Source organism: Segatella copri, from assembly GCF_009494835.1.
In the GTDB taxonomy this organism is placed as follows: domain Bacteria; phylum Bacteroidota; class Bacteroidia; order Bacteroidales; family Bacteroidaceae; genus Prevotella; species Prevotella copri_F.
On sequence record NZ_VZBE01000009.1, the window covers coordinates 24,085 to 42,680 of the forward strand.

The following is an 18,596-nucleotide window of genomic DNA, read 5'->3' on the forward strand; positions in this document are numbered from 1 at the left end:
ATATGTCTAGAATAGGAAAATTGCCAATTAGTATCCCTGCAGGTGTTACTGTAAATTATGATGAGGCTTCTCATGTTTGCACAGTAAAGGGCCCTAAGGGTGAACTTTCTCAGTGGATTGATCCATCTATCAAGTTTAATAATGCAGATGGTCATATTAGCTTTGAAATCGATGAAAATAGTCCTGTAAATATTAAGCAGAAGCAGGCTTTCCACGGTTTGTACCGCTCTCTCGTTAACAACATGGTTGTTGGTGTAAGCGCTGGTTATACAAAGGTTTTGGAATTGGTAGGTGTTGGTTATCGTGTTTCTAACCAGGGTAATATCATTGAGTTTGCTTTGGGTTACACTCACCCTATTTTCATCCAGTTGCCTAAGGAGATTAAGGTTGAGACTAAGTCTGAAAGAAACCAGAACCCAATCTTGACATTGGAGTCTTGCGACAAGCAGTTGTTGGGACTCGTTTGTGCAAAAATTCGTTCTTTCCGCAAGCCTGAGCCTTATAAAGGTAAGGGTATTCTCTTTAAGGGTGAAGTTATTCGCAGAAAGTCTGGTAAGAGTGCTTCAGCTAAGTAATTTTAATTATTTACGATTATGACAACAAAGAAAGTAGAAAGACGAATTAAGATAAAGTTCCGCATTCGTAAGAGTGTGAACGGTACAGCTGAGCGTCCACGTCTTAGTGTATTCCGCTCTAACAAGCAGATTTACGCTCAGGTTATTAACGATTTGACAGGCACTACACTTGCATCTGCTTCTTCACTCGGTTTGGAGAAGATGCCTAAGCAGGAGCAGGCAACTAAGGTTGGCGAGCTCATTGCTGAGAAGGCTAAGGCTGCTGGCGTTGAGGCAGTAGTTTTCGACCGTAATGGTTACCTTTACCATGGTCGTGTAAAGCAGTTGGCTGAAGGTGCTCGTAATGGTGGTCTTAAATTTTAAACGATTATGGCAATGGATAAAGTAAAAGTAAATAACGAAGAAGTACTTAAGGATCGCTTGGTTGCTATCAACCGTGTAACTAAGGTTACAAAGGGTGGTCGTACTTTCACATTCGCTGCTATCGTCGTTGTAGGTGACGGTAATGGCGTAATCGGCTACGGCCTTGGTAAGGCAGGTGAGGTTACTGCTGCTATCGCAAAGGGTACTGAAGCTGCTAAGAAGAACTTGGTAAAGGTTCCTGTACTCAAGGGTACTGTTCCTCATGAGGTTGAAACTTCATTTGGTGGTGCTAAGGTTCTTATTAAGCCAGCTGCAGCCGGTACTGGTTTGAAGGCCGGTGGTGCTATGCGTGCAGTACTTGAGAGCGTAGGTATCAAGGATGTCATCGCTAAGTCTAAGGGTTCTTCAAATGCCCATAACCTTGTGAAGGCTACTATCGCAGCTCTTGCAGAGATGCGTGATGCTTATACTGTAGCAGGTGAGCGTGGTATCAGTATGGATAAAGTATTTAACGGTTAATTAGGAAAAATCGAATATGGCAACAATTAAAATCAAGCAGATTAAGAGTAAAATCGGTGCTCCAGTAGATCAGAAGCGTACTCTCGCTTGTCTTGGTCTCCACAAGATTTCTCAGGTTGTTGAGGTAGAGGATACTCCTAGCAACCGTGGTATGATCCGTAAGGTTCATCACCTCGTAAGTGTAGTTGATTAATTAATCTTTTTAAATTAGGAACGATTATGAAATTAAATAATTTGAAACCTGCTGCAGGTTCTACCCATTCACGTCGTCGTATTGGTCGTGGTCCAGGTTCTGGTCTCGGTGGTACTTCTACACGTGGTCATAAGGGTGCCAAGGCTCGTTCTGGTTATAAGAGAAAGATTGGTTTCGAAGGTGGTCAGATGCCATTGCAGCGTCGTGTTCCAAAGGCTGGTTTTAAGAATATCAACCATAAGGAGTACTTCGCAGTAAACCTTTCAACTCTTCAGGCTCTTGCTGAAGCAAAGAACCTTACTAAAATCGGTATTGAGGAACTTAAGGCTGCTGGCCTCACAAACGGCAAGGAGCTTGTAAAGGTTCTCGGTAACGGTGAACTTAAAGCAAAATTGGAAGTTGAAGCTAATGCTTTCTCAAAGACTGCCGAAGAAGCAATCAAGGCAGTAGGTGGTAACGCAACTATAATCTAAGTAAATGAAAAAGTTTATTGAGACACTAAAGAACTGTTGGAAGATAGAGGATCTCCGTCAGAGACTCCTCATTACTCTTCTGTTTACGGCTATTTACCGTTTTGGCTCGTTTGTGGTACTTCCAGGTATCAATCCGGGCATGTTGGAAAAACTTCAGTCGCAGACCTCTGGCGGTCTTATGTCGCTATTGGACATGTTCTCTGGTGGTGCATTTTCCAATGCATCTATCTTTGCACTCGGAATTATGCCTTATATCTCAGCTTCAATCGTTATGCAGCTTCTTGCTGTTGCTGTACCTTATTTCCAGAAGATGCAGCGCGAGGGCGAGAGCGGCCGCAAAAAAATACAATGGTATACTAGAGTCCTGACTGTGGCCATTTTGGTCTTTCAGGCTCCTAGTTACCTTTTGAATTTGAAAATGCAGGCTGCCAATGCTCTAGCCACAGGTATTAGTTGGACGGTATTCATGATACCGGCAACAATTATCTTGGCTGCAGGAAGTATGTTTATCCTTTGGTTAGGTGAGCGTATCACTGACAAGGGAGTAGGTAATGGTATCTCTCTTATTATTATGATTGGTATTATCGCCCGTTTGCCACAGGCTTTCGTTCAGGAGGTAACTTCTCGTTTGCAGGCAATTTCAGGTGGTGGTCTTATCATGTTCATTGTAGAGATTCTTATCCTTTATGCTGTAGTCTGTGCATCAATTCTTTTGGTGCAAGGTACACGTAAGATCCCTGTTCAGTATGCTAAACGCTTGGTTGGAAATAAGCAATATGGTGGTGCGCGTCAGTACATTCCTTTGAAGCTTTTTGCAGCTAACGTAATGCCTATCATCTTTGCACAGGCTTTAATGTTTATTCCATTGGCGATAGTTCGCTATCAGTCTGAAAATGCTAGTAGTGTTGTTCAGCAGTTGATGGATAATCGTAGCTTGCTATATAATGTTGTTTATGTAATCTTGGTTATTGCATTTACTTATTTCTATACAGCTATTACATTGAATCCTACTCAGATGGCTGAGGATATGAAACGTAACAATGGTTTCATTCCTGGTGTAAAACCAGGAAAGGATACAGCTGAGTACATTGATACCGTAATGTCTCGTATTACTTTACCAGGTTCGTTATTTATTGCGTTTATTGCAATCATGCCTGCATTAGCAGGACTTCTCGATGTACAGCAAGCTTTCTCTCAATTCTTTGGAGGTACATCTCTATTGATTTTGGTTGGTGTTGTCATTGACACATTACAACAAATCGAGAGTCATTTGCTTATGCGCCACTATGATGGTCTTTTGAATTCAGGCCATACGCGTCAGGGTGGTGTTGCTGCATATTAATCTTTTTCTTTTGAAATGAGAAATTTCTGAAGACAGAAGATGAAATTATTCAGAGTGCAGTTTTACTTCATCTTCAAGTAAAGCTGACTTGAATTTACTATATTATGTGAGACGACTCTCCATTTGGATAGGTAATTCCTCATCCACTTGGAGAGCCTTTTCCCGCTAATATGTCATCTAATTATGATTTTTATCTGATAGTGATGGCACAAAGTTGCTCGAAAAGATAAAGCACAATTTTATCTTCATTCGTAGAAGTTTAACATTAAGAAGGACAAATATTTATATTATGGCAAAACAAGCCGCTATTGAGCAAGATGGAACAATTGTAGAAGCATTGTCAAATGCGATGTTCCGAGTAGAATTAGAGAATGGAGTTGACATCACAGCTCATATCTCTGGTAAGATGAGAATGCATTACATCAAGATTTTACCTGGTGATAAGGTAAAGGTGGAGATGAGTCCATATGACCTTACCAAAGGTAGAATTGTTTTTAGATACAAATAATAATCATATATAAGGTTATGAAGACAAGAGCATCATTAAAGAAGCGTTCAGCTGACTGTAAGATCGTTCGTCGTAAAGGTCGTCTGTTCGTTATCAACAAGAAGAACCCTAAGATGAAATTACGTCAGGGTTAATGTTAAAGTATTGTAAAAGTGCCGTTATTTCAAAAAATAGTTGTACTTTTGCACCGCTTTAAACGAAAGGTATTAATTTTTTAATTATTTATTTAAACAATGGCAATAAGAATTGTTGGAGTAGATTTGCCCCAGAATAAGCGTGGCGAAATCGCATTGACCTATATCTACGGTATTGGTCGAAGTAGTTCAGCAAAGATATTGGATAAGGCCGGTGTAAACCGTGACCTGAAGGTTAGCGAGTGGTCTGATGACCAGGCAGCTAAGATCCGTGAAATTATCGGCGCTGAGTTCAAAGTTGAAGGTGATCTCCGTTCAGAGATCCAGATGAACATTAAGCGACTGATGGATATTGGTTGCTATCGTGGAGTTAGACATCGTAATGGTCTTCCAGTTCGCGGTCAGAGCACAAAGAATAATGCTCGTACACGTAAGGGTAAGAAGAAGACTGTTGCTAATAAGAAGAAGGCTACTAAGTAATTCTGAAGGAGGAAATTAATTATGGCAAAGCAAAAAGCAACATCTAAGAAGAGAAATGTACGCGTTGACGCTATCGGTCAGCTTCACGTTCATAGCTCATTCAATAACATTATTGTATCTCTTGCTAACAATGAGGGTCAGATCATTTCTTGGTCTTCTGCTGGTAAGATGGGTTTCCGTGGTTCTAAGAAGAATACTCCTTATGCTGCTCAGATGGCTGCAGAGGATTGTGCAAAGGTCGCTTTTGATCTTGGTCTTCGTAAGGTTAAGGCTTATGTTAAGGGTCCAGGTAATGGTCGTGAGTCTGCTATCCGTGCTATTCACGGTGCAGGTATCGAGGTTACTGAAATCGTTGACGTAACTCCATTACCACACAATGGTTGCCGTCCTCCAAAGCGTCGTCGTGTATAACGCTTGAGGTTAGCATTATTAATTAAGATACAAACAATATAGCATTTATATAATATTATGGCTAGATATATAGGTCCGAAATCTAAAATTGCGCGTCGTTTTGGTGAGCCAATCTTCGGCGCTGACAAAGTTTTGTCCAAGAGAAACTTCCCTCCTGGACAGCATGGCAACAACCGTCGTCGTAAGATGTCTGAGTACGGTGTCATGTTGGCAGAGAAGCAGAAAGCTAAGTACACTTATGGTGTATTAGAGCGTCAGTTCCGTAATATGTTTGATAAGGCTGCTAAGGCTGATGGTATTACTGGTGAGGTTCTTCTTCAGAATCTCGAGTGCCGTCTTGATAACGTTGTATTCCGTCTTGGTATCGCTCCAACACGTGCTGCTGCGCGTCAGTTGGTTGGTCACAAGCACATCGTTGTTGATGGTAAGGTAGTTAATATCCCTTCATTCGCAGTTAAGCCTGGTATGGTTGTTGGTGTTCGTGAGAAGTCTAAGTCTCTCGAGGTTATCGAAGCAGCTCTTGCAGGTTTCAATCATAGCAAGTACCCATGGATTGAGTGGGACGATAATTCAAAGAGCGGTAAGTTCTTGCACAAGCCAGAGCGTGCCGACATTCCAGAGAATATTAAGGAGCAGTTAATCGTTGAGTTGTACTCTAAATAAATCATTACATTAATGGCGATATTAGCATTTCAAAAACCTGATAAAGTAGTAATGTTAGAGGCTGATAACCAGTTCGGAAAGTTTGAATTCCGTCCTTTGGAGCCTGGCTTCGGTGTTACCATTGGTAACGCCTTGCGCCGCATTCTCCTTTCATCATTGGAGGGTTATGCTGTTAACACTATCCGCATTGCGGGTGTTGAGCATGAGTTCTCTTCAGTTCCTGGTGTAAAGGAAGATGTTACTAACATTATCTTGAATCTCAAACAAGTTCGATTCAAGCAAGTAGTAGAAGAATTCGAGAATGAGAAAGTTAGTATCACCGTTGAGAATTCTACAGAATTCAAAGCAGGTGATATCGGTAAGTATCTGACTGGATTTGAAGTGTTAAACCCTGATTTGGTGATTTGTCATTTAGATGCCAAAGCTTCGATGCAGATCGATTTGACTATTAATAAGGGACGTGGTTATGTTCCTGCTGATGAGAATCGTCAATTCTGCACTGACGTTAACGTTCTCCCAATCGATTCCATCTACACCCCTATCCGTAATGTAAAGTACGCTGTAGAACCATATCGTGTTGAGCAAAAGACCGACTATGATAAGCTCGTGCTTGAAATTACAACAGATGGTTCCATTAGTCCAAAGGATGCACTGAAAGAGGCTGCGAAGATTCTTATTTATCACTTCATGCTCTTCTCTGATGAGAAGATTACTCTTGAGACTCAGGATCAGGAGAGCAATCAGGAGTTTGATGAAGAGGTTCTTCATATGCGCCAGTTGCTTAAGACTCGTCTCGTAGACATGAATCTTAGTGTTCGTGCCCTCAACTGCTTGAAGGCAGCTGATGTTGAGACTCTTGGTGATTTGGTTCAGTTTAACAAGACTGACCTCTTGAAGTTCCGCAACTTTGGTAAGAAATCGCTCTCAGAGCTTGATGATTTGCTCGAGAGTCTGAATCTGTCTTTTGGAACTGATATTTCAAAGTATAAATTAGACAAGGAATCTTAAAGGTTCGTAGTCCAAAAAGCAAAAACAAAAAATGAGACATAATAAGAAATTCAACCATTTAGGTCGTACTGCTTCTCATCGTAACGCGATGTTGGCTAACATGGCTTCATCACTTATCTTGAGCGAGCACAAAAGAATCACTACGACCCTCGCAAAGGCAAAGGCTCTTAAGAAGTATGTTGAGCCATTGATTACTCGTTCTAAGAACGATACAACAACTTCACGTCGTGTAGTTTTCCGTTATCTTCAGAATAAGTATGCTGTTAAGGCTCTCTTCGGTGAGGTAGCTGAGAAGGTAGCTAACCGTCCAGGTGGTTACACTCGCGTAATCAAGTTGGGTACCCGTCAGGGTGATGCAGCTGAGATTGCTTTCATCGAGCTCGTTGACTTTGATGAGAATATGGCTAAGACTCAGAAGGCTGCTGCTAAGAAGACTCGTCGTAGTCGTAAGGCAACAAAGGCTGAAGAGGCTCCTGTAGCTGAGACTGAGGCTCCTGCAACTGAGGAGGCTCCAAAGGCTGAATAATTTTCAATCATCTCAGATAAATTTAGCGTCCTTGTCTTGACAAGGGCGCTTTTTTTGTCCCTTTTTCAAAACTATCTGCTCTTTTAGGGTTTTTCCTAATCATTATTAGGGATTTTTTTGTTTTTATTCTTTTAGTTCTTTGTATCTTTGCAGCAGAAATTTAAAGCTTAATGAAGATGAAAAAGATTATGCTTTTTGTAGCTTGCTCTTCTTTGCTGTTGAGTAGCTGCGATACTTATACGGGAAGTGGCGCTTATGCTGGTGCCACATTTGGTTCTATTCTTGGTTCTGCTATCGGTGGCTTGTCTGGTGGTCCTAGAGGTTCTGATATGGGTACTATTATCGGCATGGCTGGCGGTGCTGCAGTTGGAGCGGCAATAGGTAGTCAGGCTGACCAGAAATCCCAGCAGCAAAGAGAATCTGTTTATCGGGATAGATCACACCATGATCATCATTCTTATCAGGATGGAGTTTATCAGCAATCTTCACCTGTTTATTCCAATGACGAAATCTTTGATTCAACTAATTCGGGGGATGATAGGATTTATGATTTCAATGATAGGGATTATACCGGAAGTTATAGTGCTCAGCAGCCTGTTGCCACTATTCCAAGTTCTACACTGGAAGAACTTGGTCAGAATTATGCCTATTCATCCTCTTTGGAAATCATGAATGCTCGTTTTGTTGATTCAAATGAGGACAATACTTTGAATCGGAATGAAACAGCCAAGGTTATTTTTGAAATCCGAAATAACGGAGCTCACACGTTGTATGATGTAGTTCCAACCGTTATTGAGACCACTGGCAATAAGCATATTTTCATATCTCCAAGCGTTCATGTAGAAAGTATTGCTCCTGGTCATGTGATTCGCTATACAGCAATGGTCAAGGCTGATAACCGTTTGAAAAATGGTACAGCTTGTTTCTGTGTTTCTGTGATACAAGGCGGTAAGACGATTTCCAAGATTAATCAGTTTGATATTCCGACAAAATCCAGATAAGATTCCGGTAAGATCATGTATTTGTATGATAGTATCTTATTTTAGGATTCTGTTATATATAAAAAGGTAAAGGCGAGAATCAATGATGATTCTCGCCTTTACTTTTTGCTTTATCTGTATTGTGCTTTTTTAGTTCAGCCTTGGTTACTCTTTGCTTTTATGGTGCTCTGTTTTATTTATTACCTTTGAAGTAATTTTATTTGTTTCTTTTTTACTGCTGTGATGATTTTCCTTATTCCTGTCAGTAGTTCCCCATTTGTTTGGAAATTCATATTCCGTTTCAGCCACTTCGAAATCAATCTTAGGCAATTTTGTGTCTTCTGGCTTGTAAGGAATCGGGTTTTCCATCATTTCAACTTTTACGGTTGCTACACCTTGTGCTATCATACCAATTTCTTTTGCAGCCTTCCATGATAGGTCGATGATTCTACCTCTTCCAAACGGACCTCTGTCGATGACTTTTACGATAGTACTCTTGCCATTGCTAAGGTTTGTAACCTTGAGGTGCGTTCCGAAGGGATAAAACCGATGTGCACATGTTAAACTGTCATGATGTATTCTCTGGCCGCTTGCAGAACGGGCACCTGTTGCTCTTTTAGAGTAATATGATGCCTTGCCGTGCTGGTGCTTTTGTCCGTAGCATGGAACCAGGCTGAATATAGCCAAGAAGGCTGTGATGAAAGATTTTGTAACCATATCTTCATATTTTATGGCACAAATATAAAAAAAAATGTTGAAAGATGCAAGTAAATCTCAGAAAATCAGTATCTTTGCACAAACTTTAACTTCATTTATGGAAAATAATATACCTCAGGAGTGGAATAAATTCTACTTGAAGGACGTATCGTTTGTGAATCTGATGATGCGCCGTATCTACAATGTACTGATTGTAGCCAATCCTTACGATGCGTTCATGCTTGAAGATGATGGACGTATCGAAGAGAAGATATATAATGAATATATGGAGCTGGGTCTCCGCTATCCGCCAACCTTTACTCAGGTTTCTACTACCGAAGAGGCTGCTGCCGTGCTGCGTTCTACCGTCATTGATCTGGTGATTTGCATGCCTGGCAATGCTGATAATGATGCCTTCGACGTAGCGCGCGACATCAAGGGTAAGTTTCCCAATATCCATTGTGTTGTTCTTACGCCTTTCTCTCATGGCATTACCAAGCGTATGCAGAATGAAGACTTGAGTATCTTCGATTATGTCTTCTGCTGGCTTGGCAACACCAATCTTATTCTTTCTATCATCAAGCTGATAGAGGATAAGATGAATCTTGAACATGACATACAGGAAGCAGGCGTGCAGATGATTCTCCTGGTAGAAGATTCTATCCGTTTCTACAGTTCTATATTGCCTAATCTCTATAATTATATATTGGAGCAGAGCAAGAACTTTTCTCAGGAGGCTCTGAACCGGCATGCGGCTACCATGCGTATGCGTGGCCGTCCTAAGGTGGTCTTGGCTCGTACTTACGAGGAAGCCCAGAAACTGTATGACAAGTATTCTGATAACACGTTGGGTGTAATCAGCGATGCACGTTTCCCGTTAAAGAGTGCTGCCAAAGCTTTTGGTAATGAGGTGATGCCTGAAGAGAAGCCTAAGCATCGTACGGATACTTTCGGTCGCGAGAAATGTCCAGATGCAGGTTTGCAACTCTTCCGTTATATCAGGAAGAACGATCCTTTCGTTCCGCTTATCATAGAAAGTTCAGAAAGTGAGAACCGTGCGAAGGCAGAGGCAGAAGGTTTCCGCTTTGTTGACAAGAACTCGAAGAAGATGAGCGTAGATCTTCGCCGTCTGATGGAAGAGCACATGGGCTTTGGCGATTTCATATTCCGTGATCCTAAGACTCATGAGGAGATTATGCGCATTCATAGTTTGAAGGAATTGCAGGATAACATCTTCAATATTCCGAATGATTCCATGCTCTATCATATCAGCCGCAACCATATGAGCCGTTGGCTTTGTGCTCGTGCCATCTTCCCTGTATCAGCTTTCCTGAAGCATGTTACCTGGGAAAAATTGCAGGATGTAGATGCTCACCGACAGATTATCTTCGATGCCATCGTGCAGTATCGTCACATGAAAAACATCGGTGTAGTGGCTGTTTTCGACCGCATGAAGTTTGACAAGTATGCCCACTTTGCCCGTATCGGAGAAGGCTCCCTGGGCGGAAAGGGTAGAGGTCTTGCCTTCCTCGACAACATCATCAAGCGCCATCCTGAATTCAACCAGTATGAGAATGCCACCGTTCAGATTCCGAAGACCGTGGTGCTCTGTACCGATATCTTCGACGAGTTCATGATGAGCAACAATCTCTATCCGATAGCTTTGAGTGATGCTAGCGACGATGAGATTCTGAAGCACTTCCTGCATGCCCAGCTGCCCGATTCGCTGATAGCCGACTTCTTCACCTTCTTTGAGGCAACCAGGAGTCCTATCGCAATCCGTTCAAGTTCGCTGCTCGAAGATGCCCACTATCAGCCGTTTGCCGGTATTTATTCTACCTATATGATTCCGTATCTGGAAGATAAGTATCAGATGCTGCAGATGCTGGCCTGTGCCATCAAGGGTGTCTATGCTTCTGTGTTCTATCGCGACTCGAAGGCTTACATGACCGCAACGAGCAATGTCATCGATCAGGAAAAGATGGCTGTTATCTTGCAGCAGGTTGTGGGTAAAGACTATGGTACAAGGTTTTATCCTACCATGAGCGGTGTGCTCCGTTCGCTCAATTATTATCCGATAGGTGATGAAGAGGCTGAAGAGGGTATAGCCAGTCTGGCCTTGGGCTTGGGTAAATATATCGTAGATGGAGGTCAGACCCTTCGTGTTTGTCCTTACCATCCGAATCAGGTGCTCCAGACATCTGAAACCGAGCTGGCTCTGCGCGACACCCAGACCCAGTTCTATGCGCTGGATATGAAGCATGTGGGCAATGATTTCAAGGTAGACGATGGCTTTAATATCCTCAAACTCCGGGTGAAGGATGCCGTAGAAGACCAGAGTCTTACCTATATCGCATCTACTTTCGATCCATACGATCAGGTCATCAATGATGGAGTCTATGAGAATGGCCGCAAACTGATAACCTTCTCAAGTGTGCTCCAGCATGGAGTGGTGCCTTTGCCAGAGATACTGCAGATGTCGATGAAGTATGGAGCAGGGGCTATGCGCAGACCTGTGGAGATAGAGTTTGCCTGCAATATCAATAATGACAGGACTTGCGAATTCTATCTTCTTCAGATTCGTCCTATCGTTGATGCCAAGGAGATGCTTGATGAAGATGTGAAGGCTATCCCTGATTCCGACTGCCTGTTGCGTTCGCACAATTCGCTGGGTCATGGCATCAGCGAAGATGTGGTTGATGTGGTTTATGTGAAGTATGATGACCACTTCTCTGCGATGAATAATTTTTATGTAGCCGATGATATAGAACGAATCAATCGCAAGTTCCTTGCTGACGGCAAGAACTATGTGCTGATAGGTCCTGGCCGTTGGGGCTCCAGCGACCATTATCTGGGTGTACCTGTAAAATGGCCGCATATCAGCGCAGCCCGGGTTATCGTAGAGGTGGCTCTGAAGAATTACAATATCGATCCTAGTCAGGGTACTCACTTCTTCCAGAACCTCACCTCTTTTGGCGTGGGATACTTTACGGTAGATACAAATACCGGTGAAGGCGGCTTTGTAAATAAGGAAATCCTGGATGCAATGCCGGCTGTAGAGGAGACGCAATATGTCCGTCATGTACGCTTTGAGCACCCGATGAGAATTCTGATGGATGGAAAGAAGCAGGAAGGAGCCGTCTTGATTCCGAAGGAATGACGGGAAGAGTTGTCTCTGAATAGACATCAGAAACGTTCTATTTCTAGTTAAAGATGTATTTACAGTAGAATAAAATCTTCGTTCATCGACGTTGAATGTCCGTTCAGCGACGTTGAACCGCCGTTCAAAGACGTTGAACCGCCGTTCAACGTCTATGAACGGAGATTTCATCTAGCAGTAAAGACAATTTTATTTGATATAAACAACAAATAATACTGGGAAAGTTTGGAATTTCCATCGAAAAGCCTTACCTTTGTTCCCGTCTAAAATGAATGCCTTATGAAGAAGCATAAACTGTTTGTACTATTATGGATGCTGGTATTGATATGCTTGCCGGTATCAGCAGAGGAGTATCGTAATCCGGTTATTCCGGGTTATCATCCCGACCCATCCGTGTGTCGGGTAGGAGATACATTCTATCTCGTCAACTCTTCATTCCAGTATTTCCCTGGTGTGCCGATCTTCCAGAGTAAGGATTTGGTTCATTGGCAGCAGATTGGTAATGTGCTCGACCGCGAGAGTCAGGTTCCCTTGAAGGGTGCCAGTTCGTGGCTAGGCATCTATGCACCTGCCATCCGCTATCATGAGGGAACTTATTATATGATAACAACCAATGTAGGCAACGGCGGCAACTTCATGGTTACAGCCAAAGATCCCCGTGGTCCTTGGAGCGAGCCTGTCTGGCTGAAGCAGCAGGGCATCGATCCTTCGCTTTATTTCGAAAACGGAAAATGCTACATGGTGAGCAATCCGGGCGATGCCATCTGGCTCTGTGAGATAAACCCAAAGACGGGCGAACAGCTTACAGAGAGCAGGAAACTGTGGCAGGGGGATGGCGGACGCTATCCTGAAGGACCGCATATTTATAAGAAAGATGGCTATTACTATCTTCTCATTTCAGAAGGTGGAACCGAACTGGCGCATCGTCTTACTATCGCCCGGAGCAGGAATATCGAGGGACCTTACGAGAGTAATCCGAACAATCCGCTTCTTACCAACTGCAGCCGTCTGGGACAATCGATGCAGATTCAGGGTACCGGTCATGGCGACTTGGTTCAAGCTGCCGACGGAAGCTGGTGGATGGTATTCCTAGCCTATCGCAACTTTGGCGGTTCTTATCATCATCTCGGAAGAGAAACCTACCTGGCTCCTGTGGAGTGGAAGGAGGGAGAATGGCCTGTTGTGAACGGTGGATTGCCTGCAGATACTTTGATGAAGGCTAAACTGTTGCCTGGTGTTCCTTTGGAAAAGCATCTTGATGCAGATGCAGAGGATGCACCGACGAGCGGATCTTTCGAATGGGTACAGTTGCAGAATCCTATTCCTGACAATTATCTGCGTAATGATACGATGGCCGTGGATGAGAAGTTCTTCGTGCGTCTTTATCCTCATGGAACCCTGACGCAGAATCTGCAGCCTACCTTTGTGGGGCGCAGGCAGGAGAGTGCCAACTTTATCCTGGAGACGGATGTCGTAACGAAAGGTGATGCAGAGGCAGGTCTGTCTGTCTATCAGATTCATGATGGTCATCTCGACCTCTTCGTTTCAAAGAAACAGGTGGCTTTGCGCTGCAAACTGAAAAGCATCGACTATGTTGTGAAAAGCGTTCCCCGTTTGCGCAAAGACGCCGTAAGGTTGCGTATCAGCAGCGATGGCGAGATGTACCGTTTTGCCTATTCTTTTGATGGAAAGAAATTCCATGACTTGGGTTCCATGAACTGTTCCCTGATGAGTACTGAGGTTGCCGGTGGATTTACAGGCGTGGTTCTCGGTATGTTTGCAGAAGGCAAGGAAAAGAGTGGATATGCCGACTTTGGCTATTTCCATTACAACGAAAAATAAAATGTATTTCTATAACTCTTTATAGAAGAAAAGATAAATAAAATGTTAACAGAACAACAGACAGAAACAAATCAGACAACCGACAGGAAATATCTTGTCCCGTTCATTCTCATTACGTCGCTCTTCTTTTTGTGGGGCTTCGCTCGTGCCATTCTGGATGTACTCAACAAGCACTTCCAGAATGCTCTGCACATCAGTATTACTCATTCCGCCCTTATTCAGGTTACCACCTATCTGGGTTATTTCCTGATGGCAATACCTGCTGGCTTTTTTATCAACCGGTATGGTTATCGCCGTGGAGTAGTCTTCGGTCTGCTCCTCTTTGGTGTGGGCGCCTTGCTCTTTATCCCGGGTGCTACGGTGGGCAGTTTCTCTGCATTCCTGCTCTGCCTTTTCATTATCGGGTGCGGTTTGGTGTTTCTGGAAACAGCCGCCAATCCCTATGTTACCGAACTGGGTGCCAAGGAAACAGCTACCAGCCGACTGAATTTATCGCAGTCGTTTAATGGATTGGGTGGCATTTTCGCCACACTTTGCATCGGTCAGTTCCTGTTTAATCAGACCGAAGAGGGCGGCAATGTGGTGGTGCCTTATACCATTCTGGGTATTCTGGTTTTGGTGATAGCTCTGGTCTTCTCACGTGTAGATTTACCGGAAATCAGTCATGTGGCAACAGCAGAAGATGAGGCAGCCGGTTCTAATATCAGCAAACTCTTTTCCCATCACAAGATGTTCGTGTTTGGACTTCTGGCTTTGCTGAGCTATGAAGTGGCAGAGATTTCAATCAATTCCTACTTCATCAATTTCGTTACGGGCATGAAATGGATGGACGACCGTACGGCTTCCGTAGCCCTGACTTGTGCGCTGGCATTCTTTATGGTAGGCAGATTCCTCGGCTCCTGGATTATGCGCCGAATCAAGGCAACATCGATGTTGCTGATCTGCGCTTTGGGGTGTGTTGTCTGTATACTTTTAGTCCTGTCAAATCTGGGTAAGCTATCGCTGGTAGCCCTGCTTTGCAACTATATGTTCGAGGCCATCATGTTCCCTACCATCTTCAGTATCGCCCTCACGGGGTTGGGCAATCTTACCAAGACAGCCTCTTCGCTTCTGATGATGACGCCAATAGGAGGTTGCGGTTTCCTGTTGATGGGACTCATCGCCGACCGTACTCATTTCACGCTTCCTTTCCTGGTACCGCTCGTAGGATTTGTCATCGTTCTGGCTTATGCGGCTCGTGAATATAAACTTGCCAAGAAGTAACTGGCGGTTGGGCAGAAAGATGTAAATATAAAGATGTTAAATTGCTAACTGCGTTTAGCAAAAGCTTTGTGTTTTGTAGGGTATTGGTGCGGAATTAACTTTTTTAACTCGATTGCAACACGAAAAATCGAATTATCATTTTGTTGTCTCAAAAGAAAAAGGTAAATTTGCACTCGGTAAGGAAAGAGCCTCATAAGTTCTACACCTTATTATATATAAGAAAAAAAAGAATGTTTCATTAAACAATAAATTAAGTAAAATTATGGCAGTAGATTACAAGAAAATCGGTCTTGTGAACACTAAGGACATGTTCGCAAGAGCTATCAAGGGCGGTTGGGCCGTTCCTGCTTTCAACTTCAATAACTTGGAGCAGCTCCAGGCTATCATCCAGGCTTCTTCAAACTTGAAGTCACCAGTTATCCTTCAGGTATCTAAGGGTGCTCGTAAGTATGCTAACCCTACATTGCTCCGCTACTTGGCAGAGGGTGCTGTAGAGTATGCAAAGGAGTTGGGTTGCAACCATCCTGAGATCGTTCTTCACCTCGATCACGGTGATAGCTTCGAGACATGTAAGAGCTGTGTAGATTTCGGCTTCTCTTCTGTAATGATCGACGGTTCTGCACTTCCATACGAGGAGAACATTGCATTGACAAAGAAGGTTGTTGACTACGCTCATCAGTTCGGTGTAACTGTAGAGGGTGAGCTCGGTGTCCTCGCTGGTGTTGAGGATGACGTAGTAGCTGAGGAGTCTCACTATACAAAGCCTGAGGAGGTTGTAGATTTCGCTACACGTACAGGTGTTGATTCATTGGCTATCTCTATCGGTACTTCTCACGGTGCTTACAAGTTCAAGCCAGAGCAGTGCACACGTGACCCTAAGACTGGTCACCTCGTTCCTCCTCCATTGGCATTCGACGTATTGGCAGCAGTTGAGGAGCAGCTTCCTGGTTTCCCCATCGTTCTCCACGGTTCTTCTTCAGTTCCTCAGGAGTATGTTGATATCATCAACAAGTTCGGTGGTAAGTTGCCAGATGCAGTTGGTATCCCAGAGGAGCAGTTGACTAAGGCTTCTGAGAGCGCTGTTTGCAAGATCAACATCGACTCTGACTCTCGTCTTGCTTTCACAGCAGGTGTTCGTGAGACATTGGCTCTTCACCCAGAGTACTTCGACCCACGTCAGTACTGCGGTAAGGCTCGTGAGTACATGGTTGACCTCTATAGCCACAAGATCAAGGATGTTCTTCATTCTGACAACAAGTTGGCTAACCTCGACTAATCTTCGAGATTTTACAACACAAGATATGAGCGGGAATCCGAAAGGATTCCCGCTTTTGTTTTATCCCCTTTTTTCTTGCAATCATACAATCTGTCAGCATATAATGCGTATTGTGCACGATAACATGAAAACCTTTACATTATTTAACTATGAAAACTTGCATCCTATTGACTTTTTTCCTATATTTGCAATGTACAAACGAAAGAAAAGGACATGTAAGAGGGGTACAAGCCCTATAGTAAATGATAAGCAATAGTAAATGATAACCAATAGTAAATGATATCACTCCTCCCAACATATCATTTGTGTAATTGTAAAAGATGATTTAAACCGAAAGGTGTTTGTTTTTAAAAGCATCGGATGGTAATGGCCGAAAGGCTGGAATCTGAAGATGACAGGTTTAAATGATAATGAAAACAATTAGTAAATGGTATAACTATGAAGAAGTATTTTATGATGGTCATCGCTATGACTATGATGACAATAGGATTTGTTAGTTGCAGTGCATCTGACGATGAAATGGGTGAAACAGTTAGTCGCGTTACCACCGATGAGTCAGGTTTCTCTTTGCTCAGCTATTCCATGACTGCGGGCTCTGCCGTAAGCGAGGAGTCTAACAGTAAGGCTGAGAATGATGAGAAGTTGGTTTGCAAGGTTCTTCCGGGTGGTCAGCTGATGCTGACTCATAAGAATGTAATCTTCGACCAAGGTACAAATATCAAGTTTGCAACTCAGTTGGTTGGCAAGAAGTTAATCATTACCGAAACAGGTGCTTATGGAAAGTCTGGTCAGTATGGTTATTATACGCTTGTTGCCAAGGTAGGAACAGTTAAGGATGGTGACTATGTGGTTGTTGTAAAGCGCAATGATCACGTTCGTGAGGAGTTCAAGTTGAAGTATGACTCTTCCCGAGCTAATTAAGATACATATAAATAGTAAAATGCAATTCAGATATATAATAAATGATATGAAGTTACAATTATAATGAATGGTATGTTGATATATAATATACGAAGTTAAGACAAATGATAGTAAATGATATGTTTATTCAATAACAGATGTCGCTTCTTTCGACCAGTCTAGTTTTACTTTCTGTTTTCATTTCCCCGTAATGCTTCCATGAGCTGTTCTGGTGTACAGTCTTTTAATATCACCTTATTCTCTTTATCCAACAGGTAAATGGTTGGCATGGCTTTGAGCCCGTAAATCGTGCTCAAACGGTTATCTGCTACGATGCGGAGCAGACTGAAGCCGGCTGGTATTGTCTGCTTGTCGAGCCATGCAGATATCTTGTGGCAGTTCTCGCAGTCAGGATCGTAGAAATATAAGATAACCTTCTTTTCCCGGTAATCGCTCAACTGATGAGGCTTGCCGTCTTCCAGCATAAAACTGATATTGGTAGCCTTTGTGCCAGGTAAGTTCTTTTTTGCCTGTTTCAGTTTAAATTCTATTCTTTCTTTCTCGGTTACATCGAAGTATGGCGATTTAGCCATGTCTTCCAGAAATAGGGCATATACCCTGTCGTTGCGCATGGGCGACTCAGGGTTCTCATAATAATGCTCGATGAGGCTTTCAAACTTCTCTTTAGATGGCTTCTGCTGGTAAGCTTTGGCTGTAAAGGCTGCAATCCCCTTCTGGGCTATTTCCTGGTCGAAACGTGCCAGAATATCGATGAAGTTGACAAAGCCCTGTTCTGCCATCTCCTTGTTTGCCAGTTCCAGGGTGTCGGAAAAGTTGAAGTTGTCCCAATAGTGCTCACTCAGGTATGTTGCGCGTTGCTCTACGCTGCGCAGACTGTCTGGCAGAGCAGGGTATGGGAAACTGTTCTGAGCCTTGGTTGGGGCTAAGGCTCCAACCAGCATGAAGAAACTGAGGAATATGAATCTTGCCATCATCTTTATATTGGAATTAATAATATTACTAACGGGTGCAAAATTACAAAATAAAATTGAAAGTGGCAAGTTTTTTTTATAAAAAAGAACGCCTAAAAAGGCAAAAAATAGCAAAATAGAGCATTTGGTTTGAGTTTCAAGTGGTTGTGGCAGTCGTTGGCTTTAGTTGGCAGTGACAAGGAAATGAGGAAAAAGCAGATTAGAGAAGTAGAAACGCTTTCAAATCATTACCCAATGGAAACGCCCTAATAAGCATTTTTAACGGTGGCGGTTCAATCTTCTCCATTCTGCG

The 18,596-nt window shown here is 43.1% G+C and carries 21 protein-coding genes; 19 read left to right on the top strand and 2 right to left on the bottom strand.

Annotated features, from left to right (window positions below; translation table 11 throughout):
* Positions 1-2: 2 nt before the first annotated feature.
* The 14 genes from rplF to F7D47_RS01865 all read left to right on the top strand — a co-directional run bounded on the left by rplF (position 3) and on the right by F7D47_RS01865 (position 8,196).
* Entirely contained in the window at positions 3-575 is a 573-nt protein-coding gene (gene rplF / locus F7D47_RS01800; RefSeq protein WP_022122150.1) for a 50S ribosomal protein L6, read from the top strand.
* Between the two features lie 18 nt (positions 576-593).
* Positions 594-938, top strand: coding sequence for a 50S ribosomal protein L18 (gene rplR, locus F7D47_RS01805; protein ID WP_022122151.1), 345 nt, complete (start codon positions 594-596; stop codon positions 936-938).
* Positions 939-944: 6 nt separating this feature from the next.
* A complete protein-coding gene (rpsE, locus tag F7D47_RS01810; RefSeq protein WP_006848819.1) occupies positions 945-1,457 on the top strand; it encodes a 30S ribosomal protein S5 in 513 nt (170 codons plus the stop codon).
* A 16-nt stretch (positions 1,458-1,473) separates the two neighbouring features.
* The gene (gene rpmD, locus F7D47_RS01815) at positions 1,474-1,650 is read left to right on the top strand and encodes a 50S ribosomal protein L30 (RefSeq protein ID WP_006848818.1); all 177 of its coding nucleotides are present in this window, start codon (positions 1,474-1,476) and stop codon (positions 1,648-1,650) included.
* A 26-nt stretch (positions 1,651-1,676) separates the two neighbouring features.
* The gene (rplO, locus tag F7D47_RS01820) at positions 1,677-2,123 is read left to right on the top strand and encodes a 50S ribosomal protein L15 (protein WP_006848817.1); all 447 of its coding nucleotides are present in this window, start codon (positions 1,677-1,679) and stop codon (positions 2,121-2,123) included.
* A 4-nt stretch (positions 2,124-2,127) separates the two neighbouring features.
* The gene (secY, locus tag F7D47_RS01825) at positions 2,128-3,465 is read left to right on the top strand and encodes a preprotein translocase subunit SecY (RefSeq protein ID WP_006848816.1); all 1,338 of its coding nucleotides are present in this window, start codon (positions 2,128-2,130) and stop codon (positions 3,463-3,465) included.
* Positions 3,466-3,754: 289 nt separating this feature from the next.
* Positions 3,755-3,973, top strand: a complete 219-nt coding sequence (gene infA / locus F7D47_RS01830) for a translation initiation factor IF-1 (RefSeq protein ID WP_006848815.1) — start codon at positions 3,755-3,757, stop codon at positions 3,971-3,973.
* Between the two features lie 17 nt (positions 3,974-3,990).
* Positions 3,991-4,107: a 50S ribosomal protein L36 gene (gene rpmJ, locus F7D47_RS01835; protein WP_006848814.1), complete on the top strand. Its 117-nt coding sequence runs from the start codon at positions 3,991-3,993 to the stop codon at positions 4,105-4,107.
* A gap of 99 nt (positions 4,108-4,206) precedes the next feature.
* Complete coding sequence (rpsM, locus tag F7D47_RS01840) at positions 4,207-4,587, top strand: 30S ribosomal protein S13 (RefSeq protein WP_006848813.1); 381 nt, start codon at positions 4,207-4,209, stop codon at positions 4,585-4,587.
* A 21-nt stretch (positions 4,588-4,608) separates the two neighbouring features.
* The gene (gene rpsK / locus F7D47_RS01845) at positions 4,609-4,998 is read left to right on the top strand and encodes a 30S ribosomal protein S11 (RefSeq protein ID WP_022122153.1); all 390 of its coding nucleotides are present in this window, start codon (positions 4,609-4,611) and stop codon (positions 4,996-4,998) included.
* A 57-nt stretch (positions 4,999-5,055) separates the two neighbouring features.
* Positions 5,056-5,661: a 30S ribosomal protein S4 gene (gene rpsD, locus F7D47_RS01850; protein ID WP_006848811.1), complete on the top strand. Its 606-nt coding sequence runs from the start codon at positions 5,056-5,058 to the stop codon at positions 5,659-5,661.
* A 12-nt stretch (positions 5,662-5,673) separates the two neighbouring features.
* Complete coding sequence (locus F7D47_RS01855) at positions 5,674-6,669, top strand: DNA-directed RNA polymerase subunit alpha (RefSeq protein WP_022122154.1); 996 nt, start codon at positions 5,674-5,676, stop codon at positions 6,667-6,669.
* Between the two features lie 31 nt (positions 6,670-6,700).
* Positions 6,701-7,195: a 50S ribosomal protein L17 gene (gene rplQ / locus F7D47_RS01860; protein WP_022122155.1), complete on the top strand. Its 495-nt coding sequence runs from the start codon at positions 6,701-6,703 to the stop codon at positions 7,193-7,195.
* A gap of 176 nt (positions 7,196-7,371) precedes the next feature.
* Positions 7,372-8,196 carry a glycine zipper family protein gene (locus F7D47_RS01865; RefSeq protein WP_153085993.1) on the top strand — a complete coding sequence of 275 codons (825 nt, stop codon included), beginning with the start codon at positions 7,372-7,374 and terminating at the stop codon, positions 8,194-8,196.
* Positions 8,197-8,340: 144 nt separating this feature from the next.
* Here the strand turns inward: F7D47_RS01865 and F7D47_RS01870 are convergent, their stop codons facing one another.
* On the bottom strand, positions 8,341-8,892 hold the full coding sequence (locus F7D47_RS01870) for a septal ring lytic transglycosylase RlpA family protein (RefSeq protein ID WP_153085994.1): 552 nt from the start codon (positions 8,890-8,892) through the stop codon (positions 8,341-8,343).
* Positions 8,893-8,989: 97 nt separating this feature from the next.
* Here F7D47_RS01870 and F7D47_RS01875 point away from each other — a divergent pair, with 97 nt between their 5' ends.
* The 5 genes from F7D47_RS01875 (at position 8,990) to F7D47_RS01895 (ending at position 17,333) form a co-directional block, all read left to right on the top strand.
* Positions 8,990-12,031: a PEP/pyruvate-binding domain-containing protein gene (locus F7D47_RS01875; protein WP_153085995.1), complete on the top strand. Its 3,042-nt coding sequence runs from the start codon at positions 8,990-8,992 to the stop codon at positions 12,029-12,031.
* Between the two features lie 279 nt (positions 12,032-12,310).
* Positions 12,311-13,873 carry a glycoside hydrolase family 43 protein gene (locus F7D47_RS01880; RefSeq protein ID WP_153085996.1) on the top strand — a complete coding sequence of 521 codons (1,563 nt, stop codon included), beginning with the start codon at positions 12,311-12,313 and terminating at the stop codon, positions 13,871-13,873.
* Between the two features lie 42 nt (positions 13,874-13,915).
* The gene (locus tag F7D47_RS01885) at positions 13,916-15,136 is read left to right on the top strand and encodes a sugar MFS transporter (RefSeq protein ID WP_153085997.1); all 1,221 of its coding nucleotides are present in this window, start codon (positions 13,916-13,918) and stop codon (positions 15,134-15,136) included.
* A 262-nt stretch (positions 15,137-15,398) separates the two neighbouring features.
* A complete protein-coding gene (locus tag F7D47_RS01890; RefSeq protein ID WP_022122161.1) occupies positions 15,399-16,412 on the top strand; it encodes a class II fructose-bisphosphate aldolase in 1,014 nt (337 codons plus the stop codon).
* 438 nt (positions 16,413-16,850) lie between these two features.
* Positions 16,851-17,333: a hypothetical protein gene (locus F7D47_RS01895; protein ID WP_153085998.1), complete on the top strand. Its 483-nt coding sequence runs from the start codon at positions 16,851-16,853 to the stop codon at positions 17,331-17,333.
* A 164-nt stretch (positions 17,334-17,497) separates the two neighbouring features.
* Here the strand turns inward: F7D47_RS01895 and F7D47_RS01900 are convergent, their stop codons facing one another.
* Positions 17,498-18,304, bottom strand: a complete 807-nt coding sequence (locus tag F7D47_RS01900; protein ID WP_194252605.1) for a DUF5106 domain-containing protein — start codon at positions 18,302-18,304, stop codon at positions 17,498-17,500.
* Positions 18,305-18,596: the final 292 nt, after the last annotated feature.

What these genes read in the sequence shown, in the direction of transcription:
- F7D47_RS01880 (WP_153085996.1), top strand. Translation starts at nt 12,311, where the DNA reads ATGAAGAAGCATAAACTGTTTGTACTATTATGGATGCTGGTATTGATA.
- F7D47_RS01855 (WP_022122154.1), top strand. Translation starts at nt 5,674, where the DNA reads ATGGCGATATTAGCATTTCAAAAACCTGATAAAGTAGTAATGTTAGAG.
- rpsE (WP_006848819.1), top strand. Translation starts at nt 945, where the DNA reads ATGGCAATGGATAAAGTAAAAGTAAATAACGAAGAAGTACTTAAGGAT.
- F7D47_RS01890 (WP_022122161.1), top strand. Translation starts at nt 15,399, where the DNA reads ATGGCAGTAGATTACAAGAAAATCGGTCTTGTGAACACTAAGGACATG.
- F7D47_RS01865 (WP_153085993.1), top strand. Translation starts at nt 7,372, where the DNA reads ATGAAAAAGATTATGCTTTTTGTAGCTTGCTCTTCTTTGCTGTTGAGT.
- rplQ (WP_022122155.1), top strand. Translation starts at nt 6,701, where the DNA reads ATGAGACATAATAAGAAATTCAACCATTTAGGTCGTACTGCTTCTCAT.
- F7D47_RS01875 (WP_153085995.1), top strand. Translation starts at nt 8,990, where the DNA reads ATGGAAAATAATATACCTCAGGAGTGGAATAAATTCTACTTGAAGGAC.
- infA (WP_006848815.1), top strand. Translation starts at nt 3,755, where the DNA reads ATGGCAAAACAAGCCGCTATTGAGCAAGATGGAACAATTGTAGAAGCA.
- rplO (WP_006848817.1), top strand. Translation starts at nt 1,677, where the DNA reads ATGAAATTAAATAATTTGAAACCTGCTGCAGGTTCTACCCATTCACGT.
- F7D47_RS01895 (WP_153085998.1), top strand. Translation starts at nt 16,851, where the DNA reads ATGAAGAAGTATTTTATGATGGTCATCGCTATGACTATGATGACAATA.
- rpmD (WP_006848818.1), top strand. Translation starts at nt 1,474, where the DNA reads ATGGCAACAATTAAAATCAAGCAGATTAAGAGTAAAATCGGTGCTCCA.
- F7D47_RS01885 (WP_153085997.1), top strand. Translation starts at nt 13,916, where the DNA reads ATGTTAACAGAACAACAGACAGAAACAAATCAGACAACCGACAGGAAA.
- rplF (WP_022122150.1), top strand. Translation starts at nt 3, where the DNA reads ATGTCTAGAATAGGAAAATTGCCAATTAGTATCCCTGCAGGTGTTACT.
- rplR (WP_022122151.1), top strand. Translation starts at nt 594, where the DNA reads ATGACAACAAAGAAAGTAGAAAGACGAATTAAGATAAAGTTCCGCATT.
- rpsD (WP_006848811.1), top strand. Translation starts at nt 5,056, where the DNA reads ATGGCTAGATATATAGGTCCGAAATCTAAAATTGCGCGTCGTTTTGGT.
- rpsK (WP_022122153.1), top strand. Translation starts at nt 4,609, where the DNA reads ATGGCAAAGCAAAAAGCAACATCTAAGAAGAGAAATGTACGCGTTGAC.
- rpmJ (WP_006848814.1), top strand. Translation starts at nt 3,991, where the DNA reads ATGAAGACAAGAGCATCATTAAAGAAGCGTTCAGCTGACTGTAAGATC.
- F7D47_RS01900 (WP_194252605.1), bottom strand. Translation starts at nt 18,304, where the DNA reads ATGGCAAGATTCATATTCCTCAGTTTCTTCATGCTGGTTGGAGCCTTA.
- secY (WP_006848816.1), top strand. Translation starts at nt 2,128, where the DNA reads ATGAAAAAGTTTATTGAGACACTAAAGAACTGTTGGAAGATAGAGGAT.
- rpsM (WP_006848813.1), top strand. Translation starts at nt 4,207, where the DNA reads ATGGCAATAAGAATTGTTGGAGTAGATTTGCCCCAGAATAAGCGTGGC.
- F7D47_RS01870 (WP_153085994.1), bottom strand. Translation starts at nt 8,892, where the DNA reads ATGGTTACAAAATCTTTCATCACAGCCTTCTTGGCTATATTCAGCCTG.